The 16,831-nt window shown below is 43.3% G+C and carries 14 protein-coding genes; 6 read left to right on the top strand and 8 right to left on the bottom strand.

Annotated features, from left to right (window positions below; translation table 11 throughout):
• The first annotated feature begins 1 nt into the window (after position 1).
• From DFQ04_RS00360 to DFQ04_RS00335, 6 genes are all read left to right on the top strand, one after another.
• On the top strand, positions 2-1,456 hold the full coding sequence (locus tag DFQ04_RS00360) for an aldo/keto reductase (RefSeq protein WP_133551570.1): 1,455 nt from the start codon (positions 2-4) through the stop codon (positions 1,454-1,456).
• A gap of 62 nt (positions 1,457-1,518) precedes the next feature.
• Positions 1,519-2,058 carry a methylated-DNA--[protein]-cysteine S-methyltransferase gene (locus DFQ04_RS00355; protein WP_133551568.1) on the top strand — a complete coding sequence of 180 codons (540 nt, stop codon included), beginning with the start codon at positions 1,519-1,521 and terminating at the stop codon, positions 2,056-2,058.
• Positions 2,059-2,096: 38 nt separating this feature from the next.
• The gene (locus DFQ04_RS00350) at positions 2,097-2,450 is read left to right on the top strand and encodes a hypothetical protein (RefSeq protein WP_133551566.1); all 354 of its coding nucleotides are present in this window, start codon (positions 2,097-2,099) and stop codon (positions 2,448-2,450) included.
• Positions 2,451-2,456: 6 nt separating this feature from the next.
• Positions 2,457-3,152, top strand: a complete 696-nt coding sequence (locus DFQ04_RS00345; RefSeq protein WP_133551564.1) for a DUF1003 domain-containing protein — start codon at positions 2,457-2,459, stop codon at positions 3,150-3,152.
• A gap of 4 nt (positions 3,153-3,156) precedes the next feature.
• On the top strand, positions 3,157-3,591 hold the full coding sequence (locus DFQ04_RS00340; RefSeq protein WP_133551562.1) for a hypothetical protein: 435 nt from the start codon (positions 3,157-3,159) through the stop codon (positions 3,589-3,591).
• 39 nt (positions 3,592-3,630) lie between these two features.
• Positions 3,631-4,059, top strand: coding sequence for a nuclear transport factor 2 family protein (locus DFQ04_RS00335; RefSeq protein ID WP_133551560.1), 429 nt, complete (start codon positions 3,631-3,633; stop codon positions 4,057-4,059).
• Between the two features lie 37 nt (positions 4,060-4,096).
• On the opposite strand, the gene DFQ04_RS00330 is transcribed toward DFQ04_RS00335, so the two are convergent.
• The 8 genes from DFQ04_RS00330 to DFQ04_RS00295 form a co-directional block, all read right to left on the bottom strand.
• Entirely contained in the window at positions 4,097-5,296 is a 1,200-nt protein-coding gene (locus tag DFQ04_RS00330; RefSeq protein ID WP_133551558.1) for a hypothetical protein, read from the bottom strand.
• Between the two features lie 90 nt (positions 5,297-5,386).
• On the bottom strand, positions 5,387-7,063 hold the full coding sequence (locus DFQ04_RS00325; protein WP_133551556.1) for a peptidase associated/transthyretin-like domain-containing protein: 1,677 nt from the start codon (positions 7,061-7,063) through the stop codon (positions 5,387-5,389).
• A 2-nt stretch (positions 7,064-7,065) separates the two neighbouring features.
• Positions 7,066-8,034 (bottom strand): FecR family protein, encoded by a 969-nt coding sequence (locus DFQ04_RS00320; RefSeq protein ID WP_133551554.1) that lies wholly within the window; start codon positions 8,032-8,034, stop codon positions 7,066-7,068.
• Complete coding sequence (locus DFQ04_RS00315; protein WP_317129580.1) at positions 8,031-8,636, bottom strand: RNA polymerase sigma-70 factor; 606 nt, start codon at positions 8,634-8,636, stop codon at positions 8,031-8,033. The genes DFQ04_RS00320 and DFQ04_RS00315 overlap by 4 nt, the downstream gene beginning before the upstream one ends.
• Before the next feature lie 86 nt (positions 8,637-8,722).
• Complete coding sequence (locus tag DFQ04_RS00310) at positions 8,723-9,814, bottom strand: phosphoglyceromutase (protein WP_243739602.1); 1,092 nt, start codon at positions 9,812-9,814, stop codon at positions 8,723-8,725.
• An 83-nt stretch (positions 9,815-9,897) separates the two neighbouring features.
• Positions 9,898-11,046: an efflux RND transporter periplasmic adaptor subunit gene (locus DFQ04_RS00305; RefSeq protein ID WP_133551552.1), complete on the bottom strand. Its 1,149-nt coding sequence runs from the start codon at positions 11,044-11,046 to the stop codon at positions 9,898-9,900.
• Positions 11,043-15,368 carry a CusA/CzcA family heavy metal efflux RND transporter gene (locus DFQ04_RS00300; RefSeq protein ID WP_133551550.1) on the bottom strand — a complete coding sequence of 1,442 codons (4,326 nt, stop codon included), beginning with the start codon at positions 15,366-15,368 and terminating at the stop codon, positions 11,043-11,045. Before DFQ04_RS00300 ends, DFQ04_RS00305 begins: the two co-directional genes overlap by 4 nt.
• Positions 15,369-15,449: 81 nt before the next feature.
• Positions 15,450-16,808 (bottom strand): sensor histidine kinase, encoded by a 1,359-nt coding sequence (locus DFQ04_RS00295; RefSeq protein ID WP_243739601.1) that lies wholly within the window; start codon positions 16,806-16,808, stop codon positions 15,450-15,452.
• Positions 16,809-16,831 lie beyond the last annotated feature (23 nt).

Here is a 16,831-nt window from a genome sequence, read left to right as displayed (position 1 = left end):
CATGACAGCAAATCGATATACAGAATTAGCCCCTGGACTTAAAATCAGCAGAGTGCTCAATGGACTTTGGCAGATCGCCGATATGGAGCGTGATGGGACAAAAGTGGACCCAAATCTGGCAGCTAAGGCCATGCACGCCTATGTTGAAGCTGGCTTCACCACCTTTGACATGGCCGATCACTATGGATCGTCTGAAGAAATCGCCGGAGTCTATCGCCAGACCTATGGGAAAAACTCAGCCCAATTCTTCACCAAATGGGTGCCTTCTCCAGATCGAATCACCCAAGATCAGGTGAAAAAGGCAGTGGAAACTGCGCTTATCCGGATGAAAACCGATCAAATCGATTTGATGCAATTTCACGCCTGGCAATATGCTCATCCCAGTTGGGTGGATTGTCTGTTTTGGCTTCAGGAATTGAAAAAGGAAGGAAAAATCAAGCATTTGGGTCTGACCAATTTTGATACTGCACACTTGAGCATTGTCTTGAATTCAGGGATCGAGGTGGTTTCAAATCAGATTTGCTACTCCCTTCTCGACCAAAGAGCTGCTGGGGAAATGACCCAATTATGCCTCAAGCATGGAGTGAAAATTTTAGCTTTCGGGACAGTTGCCGGAGGATTTTTATCTGAAAAGTGGCTGGATAAAGCTGAGCCGAAGCTTGACGAATCTTTGACTTGGTCTCAGATGAAGTACAAACGATTTATCGATCAGGCGGGCGGATGGGCTTCATTTCAAAGTTTGCTAAGAACCCTACATCAATTAGCTCAAAAGCATCAGGTAAGCATTGCCACCTTGGCAAGTCATTACATTTTAAATCAGCCATCAGTTGGAGGAGTAATTATCGGGGCAAGACTGGGGCAAAGTGAGCACATTACCGATCAGGAAAAACTTTTCTCAATTTCCCTGAATCAGGAAGATCAAAAAATGATCAAAGAACAATTGGAAACCCTGCATAAAATCCCCGGAGATTGTGGAGATGAATATAGAAAACCTCCATTCCTTACTGCCTCAGGAGATTTAAGCCATCATGTAGAAAGCTTTCCCGCTCCCTACCCTACCCAAGCTGGGGGAGATGGAAGAACCAAGGCTTTGAGTGGTACGATTTGGGAGGACATCGCGGGGTTTAGCAGAGCAGTTCGAAAAGGGAATCGAATCCTGGTCTCCGGAACTACCGCCACACATGGCTCAAGGGCAATGGGCGGATCGGATCCAGGAGCTCAAACTCATTTTATCTTGGATAAAATTGAAGGAGCCATTCTTTCCTTGGGTGGAAAAATGGATCAGGTCATCAGAACACGCATCTTTATCCGAAATGTAGATCAGTGGGAACCTATCTCCCGAGCACATGGACAGCGTTTTGCCGGAATTCAACCCGCAAATACCATGGTTAGAGCTGACCTGATCGGAGATGATTATCTGGTAGAAATCGAGGCAGAAGCTGTCGTAGAAAATTAAAGTCAAACGAGGTCCCGACTTTCTTTTAGGTACCTTTCGATCCATTCAACCCATTAAAACTCATGGAAAAAATCCTAACCCAATCCTACAAAAGTCCCTTGGGGGAATTGGTTTTAGGGGTGTTTCAAGATCGGCTTTGCCTCTGCGACTGGAAATTTCGCAAGATGAGACAGGCTGTGGATGAGCGTCTCAAAAAGGGTCTAAATGCTGAAATGGAGGAAGGTTCCCACCCGGTTTTAGAACAAACCATTTCTCAATTGGATGAATTTTTCACCGGAAAAAGAAAAGACTTTTCAATTCCCTTGTTAACTGTGGGGACAGATTTTCAGAAAAGTGTTTGGGATAGCCTGCTAGCAATTCCTTTTGGAGAAACCAGAAGTTACCTCCAGCTTTCCCAAGACCTTGGAAATCCTGATGCCATTCGAGCCGTTGCTTCTGCCAATGGAGCCAATGCAATTTCTATCCTGATCCCCTGTCATCGAATTATAGGTTCGGATGGAAGTCTGGTCGGTTATGCCGGTGGACTGGATGCGAAGAAAAAACTTTTGAAACTGGAAGGAGCCAAATCTGCACAACCTCAGGGCCAGATACCTCTTTTTTGATTTTTTTGCTTACCTTTTTAATACTAAATCAAGAACTTATGAAAGCTTTAAGTTTGAGTTTTTTACTCGCCTCACTCCTAGTTTTATCATCATTTACGCAAAAAGACATTGACCTTACCGGAGCCTGGGTGGTAGAGGTGGAAACCGATATGGGAAGCGGCTCCCCTAGTTTTGTCCTGAAGCAAACAGGAGAAAACATCACCGGAACCTACAACGGAAGCCTTGGAGAATCCCAGGTAAAAGGGACTTTGAAAGGAGATGTCCTTCACCTGGAATTTGAAATTCAGGGAAACAAGATCACTTACGATGGGAAAGCCACTCAAGATGAAATCAGCGGCACCGTGGATTTGGCGGGGATGGCAAAAGGAACTTTCAAAGGAAAAAGGAAATAAGCACCTGTGAAACTTAGCTACCTCAGTAAGGCGCACATTCCCAACGGGGAGGCTGTTTTGGGAAGTGATATCCGATCAGGAATTTTTGAACTGATACAGCTGGAGCATCCCGGGTTTCAGGCCAGCGATTATATTTCCCTGAGTGAATTAAACCATTACAGAAGACTCTATCTGACTACTCTCATTGAGCAGGAAAAAGGAGAACTTGCCCTGATCGATAGAAATGTGATGGAAGCGATCAGGAACAATTCCACGCTTTCGGAAAAAATCCAGGAAGAGGAAGAAGCCCTGACTTTTGGGGATAGATTGGCGGATAAGATTGCTTCCTTTGGTGGGAGTTGGACCTTTATCACGATCTTCTTTAGCTTCCTGTTTATCTGGATGGCGATCAATATTTTTATTTTGGTCAGCAAACCATTTGATCCTTATCCTTTCATTTTGCTTAATCTAATCTTGTCCTGTCTGGCAGCTATCCAGGCTCCGATTATTATGATGAGCCAAAACAGACAAGAATCCAAGGACAGGAAGCGAGCAGAACATGATTACCAAATCAACCTCAAGGCCGAACTGGAAATCAAACTCCTCAGCGAAAAAATGGACCATTTGCTTGTTCACCAAAACAAAAAATTACTCGAGATCCAAGAAGTCCAAATCGACTATTTGGAAGATCTTTTGAATAAAGTCAAAGAAAAAAAGGCCTAACCCTATGAATCCAATCCTCAAAAACTTCGCGGCAGTACTTGTAGGCCTTTTGGTAGGCGCTACGGTAAACATGGGACTTATTCTAATCAGTGGATCTATCATTCCCCCACCGGAAGGAGCAGATCTGACTACAATGGAAGGACTCACTGCTGCCATGCCACTTATGGAGCCAAAGCATTTCCTTTTTCCATTTTTAGCACATGCCTTAGGAACCTTGGTTGGGGCTTTTTTGACTGCAAAAATTGCTGCTAGCTATAAATGGTATTTGGCCATGTTTATTGGCTTGATGTTCTTTATCGGAGGAACAATAAATGTGATGAGCTTACCGGCTCCACTTTGGTTTAATGTGGTAGACCTTTTGGGAGCTTATTTTCCAATGGCATTTATAGGCGCTTCACTAGCTGGGGCAAAACGAACTAGCAGCCCCAAAACCAAATAAGCTATCGATTCTCAACCTTCTAACGCAAACCCAAAACCCATGAAATATTTCTTGATCACTTGTTTTTGTCTGATAAGTCAATTGGCTTTTTCTCAATCTCAAATGGAAGTAATTACCGCAGTGGAAAAACTCCGGGTAGCCATGCTGGCGGAGGATCATGTCACTTTGAGAACCCTAACCTCAAAAGATCTCAGCTATGGACATTCCAGTGGACAAATTGAAACTCAGGAGGAATTTCTAAAAGTCTTTGAGACCAAAAGTCAGGATTATCAGGTTTGGGATGTCAGTGACCTTTGGGTGGCTTTTCATGGAGAAAATCTTGCGATGGTCCGCTACAATGTCCATGGAGAAATTGCCAACCAAACCAATGTCAATAAGCTCGACTTAGGTTTGCTCATGGTCTGGATCAAAGAAGACGGAAGCTGGAAGCTTCTGGCCCGACAGGCATTCAGAAAGCCGGTATCCTAAAAAAGAGGAGTTAGCTCCCCTTTTTTATTGTTTTATTTTAAAAGAACCGGAATCCAGCCTTGAAGCCATACCACATTTGGCTGCCTATGTTTTCAGCATAGAATTTTTCATTTCGTATAGTCGGAAAGGAATAGGTAAAAAGGTCGGGATGCCCTTCAAAGTCAGTTTCATAAACTCTAAAATTGATGGTCGGGCCCGCATAAATCGCAAACCGCTTGGTCGCCTGCCATTCCCCTCCTACATAAAATCTATTGATCAGGTTTACCGCTTGGACATTTCCCTTATTCAATTGCTCTGAACTTACCTCAATATTCAAAAAGAGTTTTTGGCCAAGTCTGGGAGAGGTACCCACGCCATATCCAAAAGACCAGGTTACTTCTCTGTCCAAATCAGGACGGATTCCAGCCTGAAAAAAGGTGTAAAATTCCCGCTTCCCACTTCTCAAAGCCAAATTAAAGGGCAGAATATCCGTGGCTCCAAACTCAACCGTATGGTATCCTCCACGCACAAAACTCATCAAGCCGACTGGCACTCCACTCATGCTATCCGCATAGTTAAACAAGCCGAGTTGGAAGCCATCCACTTTCCCAGCGAAATTCAGCAATCCAACCTGAGAGCCTTTCACCTCATGAGCGGTGAAATTAACCAGCCCGGCAATTTGGGAACCTTCTAAATCTGCTGCAGAAAAATTAAGCAATCCTGCCAATTGAACTCCTTTTACAGCTTTGGGAGAAAAATTTGCCAGCCCGGAAATCTGAACCCCCTCCACTGAACCGGTTGTAAAATTGGTCAATCCGGCTAGCTGAACTCCCCTGACCGAATCAAGATTGGAATTGAAAAGTCCTGCCAGCTGCACCCCATCGACTTTTCCTCCTACTTGGTTAAAAAGCCCCGCCAATTGGACTCCTGACATCTCTCCTCGGTTGATATTGAATAAACTGGCCATCTCAAAAGATGTGGTACCCGCAGAATAGCCTCCAAAGAAATTGATGGATACCTCATTGATCACATTTCCGGAATTTGTCCCATTCGTTCCGACAAAAGGAACAAAAGAGAACTGAAAAGGAACCGTTACCGTATCTGAGAAATCCTTGCTGAATGGATTGAACTGAATGGAGCTGGATCTCTGGTTTTCTACTTTTTCCTCGCTTTTGTCGGAGGATTGAAAGGCAGCTGCATGGAAAGGATGTGCAAATCCAAATGCAGCCACCATCAAAAATTTATGAATCGTTTTCATACTACTTGGTTTAGTTTTCAGTAGTAGGACAATTCAGCTTCGCCTTACCCCTATTCGGAAGGAGAAAAATTTTTGATTTTTTTTTAGCCCTTAGAAAAAGCGGATTCCAGCCTTGAATCCCCACCAGACTTGCTCTCCGATTTGACTATCGGTTTGGACTCTCTCTTTCAAAAATTTGGGGAAATAACCCGTAAATAAATCCGGGTGGAAAAGATAATCAGCCTCGTAAACCCGATAATTTATAGTCGGCCCTGCAAAAACAGCCACCTTTCTTGCTACTTGATATTCCAAAGCAAGATTAGCCCGATTGATTAAATTCAGTGCTGATACTGTTCCCTGATTCAGTTGCTCAGAGCTGAAGTCTATATTCAAATAGAGTTTTTTCCCAAGACGGGGAGATGTTCCAATCCCATAACCAAAAGACCAAGTGGTAGGACCTGTAGATTCAGGCCTGATTCCTGCAAATAATAAATTATAAAAGGGTCGGGTACCCGTCCTAAGCGCCAAAGACATTGGCAAAACTTCATTGGAGCTGAGTTCTACCACGTGATAGCCAGTTCTCACAAAACTGATCAATCCGACAGGAACCCCATCCGAAATGCTATCCGCATAATTAAGCAAAGCGATTTGACTTCCGGTGACTTTCCTACCAACATTAAGAACAGCTGAGACCTGTGTTCCTGTCACATCCTGATGAGTATAATTTGCCACACCAGCCACTTGGGCTCCAGTGGTACTTCCTGTGGAAATATTCACCACCCCAGCCACTTGAGCCCCTTCCAAATTTCCAGCAACCAAGTTTGCAAGCCCAGCAGCATGAAAGGCCTTGGAAGAATCCAGATTGACGTTTGCAAGACCTGCTGCCTGAAAACCTCGAACTAATCCCCCATTGTAGTTAAAAAGTCCTGCCGCTTGGAATTTCCCAACCTCTCCCCGATCGATATTAAATAAGCCCCCGATTTCCGCTTTCTTGGTTCCTCCTGAATACCCCCCAAGGACATTGACTGACCAATCATTGACCACGCTTCCACTCAGCTTTCTATTGGTTCCTAAAAAGGGTAAAAGGGAAAGTTGAAAATCACGGTAAATGGTATCGCCCATGTTAGCGATATTCTTTGCTCCAGCAGAATTCTTATTCCAAAGCCAAAAATCCTTGGTTTGGCCTGTGGAATCTTTTGTCCAAGCCAGAAGCTTTTCAGGATCAATTTTTAAGGAGATATTTTGAAAATAGGAGCGTTTACTTTTCGCAAAAACCAAGGTATCTGCATAGTTTTCTTTTTTCACAATCAGCTGAAAATCCTCTTCAGCAGGGTTTTTCACCTGAAATTCAAAAAATCCAAACTCATCTGTAGTGGAAGATCGTAAGGTAATCGGATTATAAATCGTTGCATTTCGGACACGCTCCCCTGTGGACTCATTAACCACGTAGCCGCTGATGGTTACTTCCTTTTCAGAAACTGGAGCCGGTGTCAAAATAAGATACACTCCCCTCTCTTTGTACAAAACTGACCCCTGAAAAACCCCTTCCAAAACCTCCCGGGTACTTTGATTAGTAAAGCTTCCGGAAAAATTCTTGCTGACATCAATGGCTGATGAACTGTAGGAAAAAACGCAGCCAACCTCTCCGGAAAGTCTTTTTAAAAAAAGATCGATTCGTTCATTTTGAGCCTGGATGCTTACCCTTTTTTCCAAAAGAGGAACACTTTGGGAAAAGACATTCCCTATCACCATCAGAAGAAAAATTACAAAGGGTAGAATTCGCCTCATGGTTAAAAACAGCCTTCTCCTTGGAGAATTATTTGATTCCCAACTTTTCGAATTTCTAAGCCCATGGTTTCGGATAAAATTTCCAAAATGGTATCCATATCCTCATTTTCAAATCCAACGGTCACTTTACAGGAACCTACAGGGCCGGAAAGGATAATTTCCTGGTCATACACCTCGCTGATCAAATCCACCACCTCTTGTAGGTTTTCTTCTGTAAACTGGAAAGATCGGGTCTTGAAGGAAACTACATTGGTATCAGCTTGAGTTTTGCTGTATTGCTTGGAAATCTTATCATAAACTCCCATTTCTCCAGCCTTAAGCAGAATTCCTTCTTCTCCTTTTTCATAAAACTGAACGGCACCTTCCAAAACTGAGACTTCAATCATTTGATCCTCGGGATAGGCTTTGACATTAAAAACAGTCCCAATATCCTTGATCAGTAAGTTTTCAGCCTCCACTATCCATTGAATGTCTTTTTCTTTTCCAATACTGATAGTAGCCTCTCCCTTCAACTGAATTGTTCCAGTCTTCTTTCTTGGGTTATAGTCTACCTTTATTTCGGATTCCCGATTGAGGGAGATTTCTGTTTGGTCAGGTAAAGTCTGGGTCAAAACTTCATTCTCGCTCAAATAGACAAATTCCTCTCCCGGCGCCATATACCAATAAAACAAGTAGGCCACAACTGCCACGAGGATCAAACTGGCAGCGATTTTCCACAAACTGATAATGGAGCGGACTTCTTTTCTGGTATCCCGAAGTTTGGGACCAACCTTAGACCAGGCTTTTTCCGGATCGAATTCGGCAGAGGAAGGGAGCTGAGATTTTTCAATGATCAACTTGGTATCCTCGAGGTACTTTTGATTTGCTGAACTTTGGGCACACCAAGTTTCCACCTCCTTGATTTCCTCAGGATTTGCTTCACCCAGAAGGAATTTCACCACCAGGTCCTCGATGTACTCTTGCTCGCTCATAGATCCAAAAATCCCCTCATCAGGACGATAATTAATGGTAAATACTCCTTCAACTGCTCCCTCATTATTCGCAAAGCTTTTCCCATTTGATTTTCTACAGTCTTGATGGAAAGCCCCAATTGGTCCGCGATTTCCTGGTATTTCAATTCCTCAAATCGACTCATCCTAAAAATCAACTGACATTGCTCCGGAAGTTTGCTGATGGCTTCCTGGATTTTCACTTCCAACTCCTGCTTCATGGCAATTTGGTCGGAGGCTTCCGATTGAGGCTCCCCGTCTTTCACTATTTCATCTGCATGTAGCTTTCTTACTTTTTGACGCTTCAATTCATTCAGGCAGGCATTCCGTACGCTTCGATACAAATAGGCCTTCAATGAAGTATCTATTGCGATACTCTCCCTTTTCTCCCAAAACCCGATAAAAGTAGACTGAACGATTTCCTCGGCATCTTCAGAATCCTGAAGATAGGACTGGGCAAACCTGCATAAGGGGGAATAATGCGTCTTGAATAGCATCTCAAAGGAAGAAATATCTCCGGTACGAATGGCAGAAAAAACCAAATGATCTGAACCTTGCATGAAAAGTGGGATGCTTTCCTGCAAGTTACGGGTTTGGTTCTCTTTTAAAAAAGACAACTGAAACTGAAGATACCCCTATCTCTTTCGAGAAAATGGATGAAAAAAATCTCCTACTTCACCATTTCCTTGACAAAAGGCGCTGCCTTTGGGTCGGGATAATCTAATCCAAGCAGTTTGAAAACTGTTCTGGCGACCATGGAAGAATTCCATTGACCTTCCATTTTCATTTCCCCTGTTGCGGGAGTGTCAGGCCCCATGGCCATCAGCCAAATTTGACCAGCCTGGGGAATGGATTCCCCATGACCTTTCCAACTTGTCTTGGTAATTCCCCTTCCGTGGTCTACTCCGATTAAAAGTGTGGTTTTATCCTTGTAATGAGGATCTTTTTGGATCGTCTCCCAAATCTCCTGGATATACTTCCCCGTTTGTCTCGCAGACCAAAGGTATTGGTCATATTTCCCTCCATGGGCCCAATCATCCGTCTCTCCATAAGCGATGTAAAGCACTTTTGGCTTTTTGGTTCGGATCGCTTCCAAGGCATAATGATGCGTAAATGGATCTAATCGAACCTCTCCCCAAGGACCTCGGATCTCTTGCTGTAAGCGATTGAGGGTTTTCTCTACTTCGGTAAGATTTTCTCCCTCTGCCAAATCAAATCCAGCATTGACAGGTATCCCGCTTCTTTGCTTATTGATGATATAAGGGAAAACATCCCAGCTTCCAAAAGCCATCACTTTTCCCCGGTATTCTGGCATTCGGTTGAGGTATTCCAGGAAGGTCACATTGGGATTGTTGATTTTCGAATTGGAGGTAATTCGTTCATCATCTGCAAAACCGCTCAAAATCTCATTATAGCCCGGGTAGGAAAACCACATTTTGTTGGAGTTGTCTACCTTATTTCCATAAGCTCGATTGCCATAGATTTGTCCATGTTGAGCAATTGTATTCCAGAAAAACGGAAACAACATTTCCCTTCTTTTTTGGGGATCAGGGTGCCAAAAATCCTTCAAAAGCGAACCCGGAGTTTCAATCAATCCTGTATCGTCCACCAGTAAAGAATCTGCTCCGGTAAAAAGCTCCTGCCAACGAAGTCCATCAAAGGTGATCAGAATGATATTTTCTGTTTGGGTGGTCTTTTGAGCAAAAGAATTTAACCCTAAAAAGAATAAACCCAGAAACCAGAATAAGCGCATTTTTAACATGACGGAAGGAATTTAGGGTAAGATAAAAGATACCTTCCGAATTCCTTTTTTCAATCCATTGAATTTTAAAATCAATCTCCGAATTACATCAGGTAAAAAGCGCCCCTCACCAAAACCTCAACTTCAGGATCCATTCCTGCTGGGAGTTCGATTGCAGTCACCTCGGGATTAGTTTCAAAGGTCTGAACCTTAATTTTCTTCATTCTGATTCCTCCTGCTTCCTGAGTCATTTTTACTAAGATGAATTGCTCACCTTCTACTTCGATGATAGCTCGGGTAGGAACAGACCATCTCTCAGTAGGCTCGAGTTGGAGTTTGGCTTCCAAGTACATTCCAGGAACCAATTTTTCCTCCTTGCTTTCGTCCAAAATATGGCAATGGACCATAGTCTGGCGGCTTTCATTGATTACCTGCCCCACCATATAGACTTCGGCTTCCATCATTTCACCGGGGATATCTATTGAACTCAATTTCACCTTTTGTCCTTTGTGAATTTTAGTAACATCCTTTTCAAAAACCATCAACTCCACATGTAAATGCTCCTTACTGATCAGGGAAACAGCCTTTCCTGAAGCGGGTAAAAAAGCTCCAGGAACCACGAAAAACTGATCCACAAATCCTGTAATCGGCGAAACCACTGGAACCTTTGAGCGGATAGTTTGTGGAGTTAGCTGATCTGCATTGATTTGAATCAAGGAAAGCTGTTTTTTAAGACTTTGGGTCTTAGCCAAGCTTGCTTGGTAATCTGCCTCAGCTTTTAGGAAGTTCTTTTGCGAAGCGATTTGCTCCCCATAAAGAGTTTTCTGTCTTTCAAATTCTGATTTGAGGTAAGCCAATTGACTGCTGGTCTCCAGATAATCCTGCTGAATTCGGATGAAATCAGGGTTTTCCAAATTAAAGAGCACTTCCCCTTTTCTAACCGGCTGACCTTCTACCAATTTGAAATCACTGACAAATCCCCCGAAATAAGCAGAAACCTCAACCATTCCCTCTACAGGAACTTTCACCATTGCTTGGAGATTTACTTCTTCCGAAAATGTCTCCTTTTCAGGCTTGCCCCATTCCATGTTCATGGCATTAAACTGGTCTGAGGTCACAAAGACTTCCGAGTCATTTCCCGCAGCCTCTCCAACCTCGATGGAAGAATCTCCTCCACTTTCACCAGAACCACATCCGGTTCCCAAAAGAATCAGGGCAAAAACAAAAACGTGTACTTGAAGAATTCGCTTCATGGCAAAGTTAGGTATGTGATTTCGAGTAGATTTAATTGATAATCCAATTTGCTTTGGAGGTATTGTAAGGCCAGATTTTTTGAGTTTTCGACCAACTGAACGTATTGGAGAAAGTCAATTTCCCCTTCCTTATAGGATCTTCCGGCTTGATCCAGCAACTGTTGGGAAAGAACCCTGCCTTCCTTTTCATAATAATCGATGACTGTTTTATTCTGGGCTAAAGCTCTTTCAATAGTAGCTTTCCGGGTTTCCAATTGCTGGGAAAAGGCCTCAGATTCCAGAGTAAGTTGCTCTTGATAGAATTTTCCAGCCTTGATTTTTGCACTTTGGGAGCCAAAGAAAAGCGGGATCCCGATACCAGCCTGAAAGCCTGGATATATTTGTGAATTAATAGACGGGTTGGTTCCTCTGAAGAAATCCAAATTCAAATCCGGGAGCAAGGTTCGTCTTTCCACTTTTACCCGATTTTCCGCCAGACTCAAATGAGCCTGATAAACCGCCAAACCGGGATGAAGCGTTTCTTCCGATTCTAAAGGGGAAAGTTCTTCCTCCACCAGCTTTAGATCACCTTCCCAATTGAGCAATTGTCTGAGTTGATTCAAGGCAATAGCCACATTTTGAGAAGCCTCGGCTCGTTTTAGTCCGATTTCCCTTTGTTTACTTTCTCCGGTGAGTTTTTCCAGAAGGTTGCTTTCTCCGGTTTCAAACTTTCTTCTCGAAGCCCGAGCAAATTCCCCATACAAACTATCCAAATAGCCATAGTCTTTTTCGAGATTTTGCCAGTAAACTGCGGTAATGAAGGCTTTGGAAACCTCCTTTTTCAATCTCATTTCAGCCAAATCTACCTGAGCTTTTTGGGCTTCGGCTGCAGCTTGGAGCGTGTTCTTTTGGGCGGAATACAGACTTGGGAAATCGAATCTTTGACGGACTCCTATTTTTCGGTTATAGTCCCCGTTCTCTGCAATATCATTTTTGTCAAAACCGTAGTAGACCTCTGTTTTATCTATGGTCCAACCTGCTTTGCTTTGCGCATCAGCAACATCCAAACTCTTTCTAGCTGCCTGAATAGATAGATTTTGCTGCAAAGCTCGATCAAGAGCCTGCTCTAAGGTCAAAGGCTGGGAGATTTCCTGCGCATAGCTACTGGAAAAAGACAAGAATAGACCAAGGAAAAGAATGATAGAAAGGTGTTTCCCAGGCTTGAAGGAGAAAGACTTTTCATTAAACATCACATATAAAACCGGTAGAACTACCAAGGTCAAAACCGTGGCTGAAATCAAACCTCCAACTACCACAGTTGCCAAAGGTCTCTGCACCTCAGCTCCGGCAGATTGGGAGATCGCCATAGGCAAAAAGCCCATTGCAGCCGCAGAAGCTGTCAACAACACCGGTCGCATCCTTTCTTTCGCACCGGTAATCACCAAGTCCCGAATGTCAGTAAACTTATGTTTCATGGATTTAAAGTGTTCGATCATCACGATTCCATTTAGTACAGCAATACCAAATAGAGCGATAAAGCCAACACCCGCCGAAATACTGAAAGGCATATCCCTTACCCACAAGAGGGCAACCCCACCGATAGCAGAAAGCGGAATCGCGGAATAAATCATCAAAGCTTCTCTAGAAGAAGAGAAAGCGAAATAGAGGAGAATGAAAATCAAGATCAGGGCAATAGGAACAGCGATCATCAGCCTACTTCTGGCTTGCTGTAAGTTTTCAAATTGACCACCATAGGCCACTCGGTACCCCTCAGGAATGGTCACCTGATTTTTCACAATGGCTTGCACATCGTCCACCACTGATTGGAGATCTCGATTTCTCACATTAACTCCGATTACAATTCTTCTTTGGGTGTTATCTCTGGAGATTTTTGCAGGACCTTTGGTGTAGGTGATTTTAGCTAATTGTGAAAGCGGAACACTGCCTCCATTCGGTAATTGAATGGTTGCATTTTCCAAGTGAGTAATATCTTTTCTGTAAGGCTCTGAAAATCTAACCACCAGATCAAATTGCTTTTCCCCTTCAAAAACACTTCCTGCTGTCATTCCTGCAAATCCCATTTCCACCACATCATTCAGGTCAGAAACATTCAATCCAAACTGGGCTATTTTCTTCCGGTCAAATTCAATTTTCATTTGAGGCAAGCCATCCACTTTTTCCAAAATGATATCAGCAGCTCCTTCTACCCCTTGAATTGCAGACTCTATATCTTCGGCAGTTTTTAACAAAACATCCAAATCCTCCCCGAATACCTTGATAGCCAAGTCAGCTCTTACCCCGGTGATCAATTCATTGAATCGCATTTCGATTGGCTGGGTGAATTCATAGTCCAATCCAGGAATCACTTCCAAAGCCTCTTTGAACTTGTCTGCCAATTCGTCTTTGGTTTCTACGGTAGTCCATTCCGAAGGAGGATTTAAGGTCACAATCACATCGCTTTCTTCCATGGACATAGGATCGGTGGGGATTTCTGCCGCACCAATTCTGGTCACAACTTGCTTCACTTCAGGAAACTGCTTGAGGATTTTCTCGATTTGGGTGATAGTTTCTACGGTATTTGTTAGTGGAGTTCCAGTTTTCAAAACCGGTTGAATTACAAAATCTCCTTCGTCCAAAGTGGGAACAAATTCAGAACCCATTCTGCTAAAAATGAGTACAGTGGCAATCAACAACGCCCCTGCTGCAGCAAGGATTGCTTTGGAATGATTCAAGGCAAACTTTAAGGTTGGCTCGTACAATCCATTTAAAAAATTGATGATTCGAACGGAAACGTTCTTTGGTCCAGGTGCCTCAGATTTTAGAAAAATAGAAGAAACTACCGGCACGTAAGTCATTCCCAAAATCATGGCCCCGATCAAGGCAAAACTGAATACTTCAGCCATTGGGCGGAACATTTTCCCTTCAACTCCAGAAAGAGATAAAATCGGGATAAATACGATGATGATGATAATCTGTCCAAAAATGGCCGAATGCATCATCTTGGAAGATCCGTTGAATGAAATCTTATCCTTTTCAGTCTGAAGCTCTTTTTTAGAAAGCCCGGTTAATAAACTTCCTGATTTGGTGAATTGAAAAGCAATGTATTCTACGATGATCACTGCGCCATCAATGATGATCCCGAAGTCAATGGCACCTAAGCTCATCAAGTTGGCATCCACCCCAAAAACGTACATCATTGAAAGTGCGAAAAATAAGCTCAATGGAATTACCGAAGCGACGACCAGTCCTGAGCGGAAATTTCCCAAAAGCAAAACCACCACAAATACCACAATCAAACATCCCAAAATCAAGTTTTCAGCGATGGTGAATGTGGTTTTGCCGATTAGCTCAGATCTATCCAAAAACCCATTGATCACAATGCCTTCAGGAAGGGTGTTTTCCATTTCCGCAATTCGCGCTTTAACGGCATCAATGGTTCTTTTCCCATCAGCTCCTTTGAGCATCATGATCTGACCGAGGACCTTCTCTCCTTCTCCATTGGCTGTGATCGCACCAAAGCGATTGGCAGCACCATATTTTATTTCTGCAACATCCCGGACATAAACCGGAGTGCCTTCTCTGACCTCCAAGACGATATTGCCAATGTCTTCCAGGTTATTGATCTGACCTTCACCTCGGATGAAAAAGCTCTCGTTGGTTTTCTCGATATAGCTACCTCCGGCAATGGAATTGTTGGTTTGAAGGGCCAAATAAATTTGCTGAAGGGAGATGCCCATTCCCTTGAGTCTTTCGGGATTGACAGAGACTTCATATTGTTTTAAAAATCCTCCCCAAGTATTGATCTCCACCACACCAGAAATCCCGGCAAGCTGTCTTCTCACTACCCAATCCTGGATTGTCCGAAGATCCGTTATGCTGTATTTATCCTCATATCCCGGCTTGACATCAATGACATATTGATAAATCTCCCCAAGTCCTGTGGAAATCGGCCCCATGAAAGGTTTTCCAAAACCAGCTGGAATTTTTTCCTCCGCAATTTTTAACCTTTCAGCGATAAGCTGACGAGGAAGGTAGGTTCCCAAGTCTTCCTCAAAAACGATGGTAACCACAGAAAGTCCAAACTTTGAGATTGATCTGATCTCCTTTACCCCGGGGAGATTAGCCATTTCCAATTCGACCGGATAGGTCAAGTATTTTTCCACATCTTCTGTGGCAAGGTTTCGAGAGGTAGTGATGACCTGAACTTGGTTGTTGGTGACATCAGGAACTGCACCGATCGGGATATTTCCCAGTGAATAAATGCCGAAGCCAATCCAAACAGCAATAAAAATTCCGATTATCAGTTTATTGGAAATACTCCAATGGATGATCTTATCTAGCATGAGGAAAAGGAAGATTTCCTCAAAATTGAACTGCCAGACTTAGACGAGGCTTAACCAATTCTTAAGATTTGCTTAAAATCTTTAATCGGCAATTTGAAGCCAGAGGGTAAACTGAGTTCCCTTGCCTTTTTCGCTTTCTAATTCGATTTGAATTTGGGCTTCTTCGGCCAGTTTTTGGACAATTGCCAAGCCCAAGCCCATCCCCTGAATCGGCTCTCCTCCGACTTGTTGTTCTCTAAAAAATGGATCAAAAACACTTCCTTTCGACTCTTCTGAAATACCAAGGCCTTGGTCTTTAACCGCAATAAAAGCCCGATTTCCTTCCCTGCCAGTTCTCAAAATCACATCCTGATCCGGTCCTGAATATTTGATGGCATTATCCAATAAATTAGAGAGAATAATCCGCAAGGACTTTTCACTGCTCATCAGGTAAATGGGGGTACCTGATTCAGTCTCAAACCGAACTTTTCTTCCTGATTCCTGGGATTTTTCGTCAGCAATTTCTTCCAAAAAGGTGATCAATTCGATCTCCTCTTTAATGATGTTTGGACCATTTTCCACCCTAGCCAAAGTCAACAACTGATTTGTCAGCTCCGACATTTTATCAATGCTTCCCAAGGCAGTTTGGATTTTCTGGACGTATTCCTCTTGGGTTCTCGGCTTGCGAATCAATACTTCCAAAGTCCCTCTAAGGACAGACAAGGGAGTTCTGAGCTCATGAGAGGCATCGGAAGTAAATTGCTTCTCCCGAACCATAGCCTTTTCGAGTCTTTGAAGAAGCTGATTGATGGACTGGGTCAGGGCAGATATTTCCTCATTGGTCTCTTGGGTAGAAACTCGCTGGTTGAGGTTGGTTTGGGAAATCTGATTGGTTTGGTCGATTATCTGCTGAATTGGCTGAATGCTTTTTCCAGCCAAATATCTCATGGTCAAGAACAGGGAAATTAATATCCCCGGGTAAAGCAGGAGAAGGATATTTCTCAGGTTGGTCAGGATATGTCTAGCATCCTCAAAGGATTGGGCGATGAGCAGATATCCTTCATTTTGTCCAGCATTGGTTAGAAGAATCTGCATCTGCCTTACTTCTTCCGCTCCAAGTTTGACCGTCCATGCTTTTCCGGAGTTAGCCCGATCTGGGAAAAAGCTTAAATGATTTTCCCTCAGATTGGGAGATCGATCCATGGAATTCCCTTCCATATCCACGATCTCAATGAAAATGGGTTTGAGCTGAATTTGTCTATGCTCTTCTTCCTGCCACTCCCCTTTATGCAAAAACTTGATCTGCCCATCCACCAAAAAAATCTGCCCCTTGTGCTTATCCAGTTCTAGCTGGATTTCCTGATCTATTCTGTTGACTACGGTCAATTCCACAACCCAATAAATCAAAGCAAAGACAATCAGCACCAAAAATGCTGTCACCGCCGTAAGTCTGCGGGCCATGCGGATTTTAAAAGATTGCTGAT

It is taken from the genome of Algoriphagus boseongensis (genome assembly GCF_004362805.1).
GTDB classification, from domain to species: domain Bacteria; phylum Bacteroidota; class Bacteroidia; order Cytophagales; family Cyclobacteriaceae; genus Algoriphagus; species Algoriphagus boseongensis.
Note: the sequence above shows the minus strand (reverse complement) of the source record. Positions and strands in the feature narration are given on the sequence as shown.

Bases quoted from the DNA above. Each gene is read 5' to 3' on its own strand.
- DFQ04_RS00325 (WP_133551556.1), bottom strand. From the start codon at position 7,063: ATGAGGCGAATTCTACCCTTTGTAATTTTTCTTCTGATGGTGATAGGG.
- DFQ04_RS00335 (WP_133551560.1), top strand. From the start codon at position 3,631: ATGAAATATTTCTTGATCACTTGTTTTTGTCTGATAAGTCAATTGGCT.
- DFQ04_RS00350 (WP_133551566.1), top strand. From the start codon at position 2,097: ATGAAAGCTTTAAGTTTGAGTTTTTTACTCGCCTCACTCCTAGTTTTA.
- DFQ04_RS00305 (WP_133551552.1), bottom strand. From the start codon at position 11,046: ATGAAGCGAATTCTTCAAGTACACGTTTTTGTTTTTGCCCTGATTCTT.
- DFQ04_RS00320 (WP_133551554.1), bottom strand. From the start codon at position 8,034: ATGAGCGAGCAAGAGTACATCGAGGACCTGGTGGTGAAATTCCTTCTG.
- DFQ04_RS00330 (WP_133551558.1), bottom strand. From the start codon at position 5,296: ATGAAAACGATTCATAAATTTTTGATGGTGGCTGCATTTGGATTTGCA.
- DFQ04_RS00340 (WP_133551562.1), top strand. From the start codon at position 3,157: ATGAATCCAATCCTCAAAAACTTCGCGGCAGTACTTGTAGGCCTTTTG.
- DFQ04_RS00355 (WP_133551568.1), top strand. From the start codon at position 1,519: ATGGAAAAAATCCTAACCCAATCCTACAAAAGTCCCTTGGGGGAATTG.
- DFQ04_RS00295 (WP_243739601.1), bottom strand. From the start codon at position 16,808: ATGGCCCGCAGACTTACGGCGGTGACAGCATTTTTGGTGCTGATTGTC.
- DFQ04_RS00360 (WP_133551570.1), top strand. From the start codon at position 2: ATGACAGCAAATCGATATACAGAATTAGCCCCTGGACTTAAAATCAGC.
- DFQ04_RS00300 (WP_133551550.1), bottom strand. From the start codon at position 15,368: ATGCTAGATAAGATCATCCATTGGAGTATTTCCAATAAACTGATAATC.
- DFQ04_RS00310 (WP_243739602.1), bottom strand. From the start codon at position 9,814: ATGTTAAAAATGCGCTTATTCTGGTTTCTGGGTTTATTCTTTTTAGGG.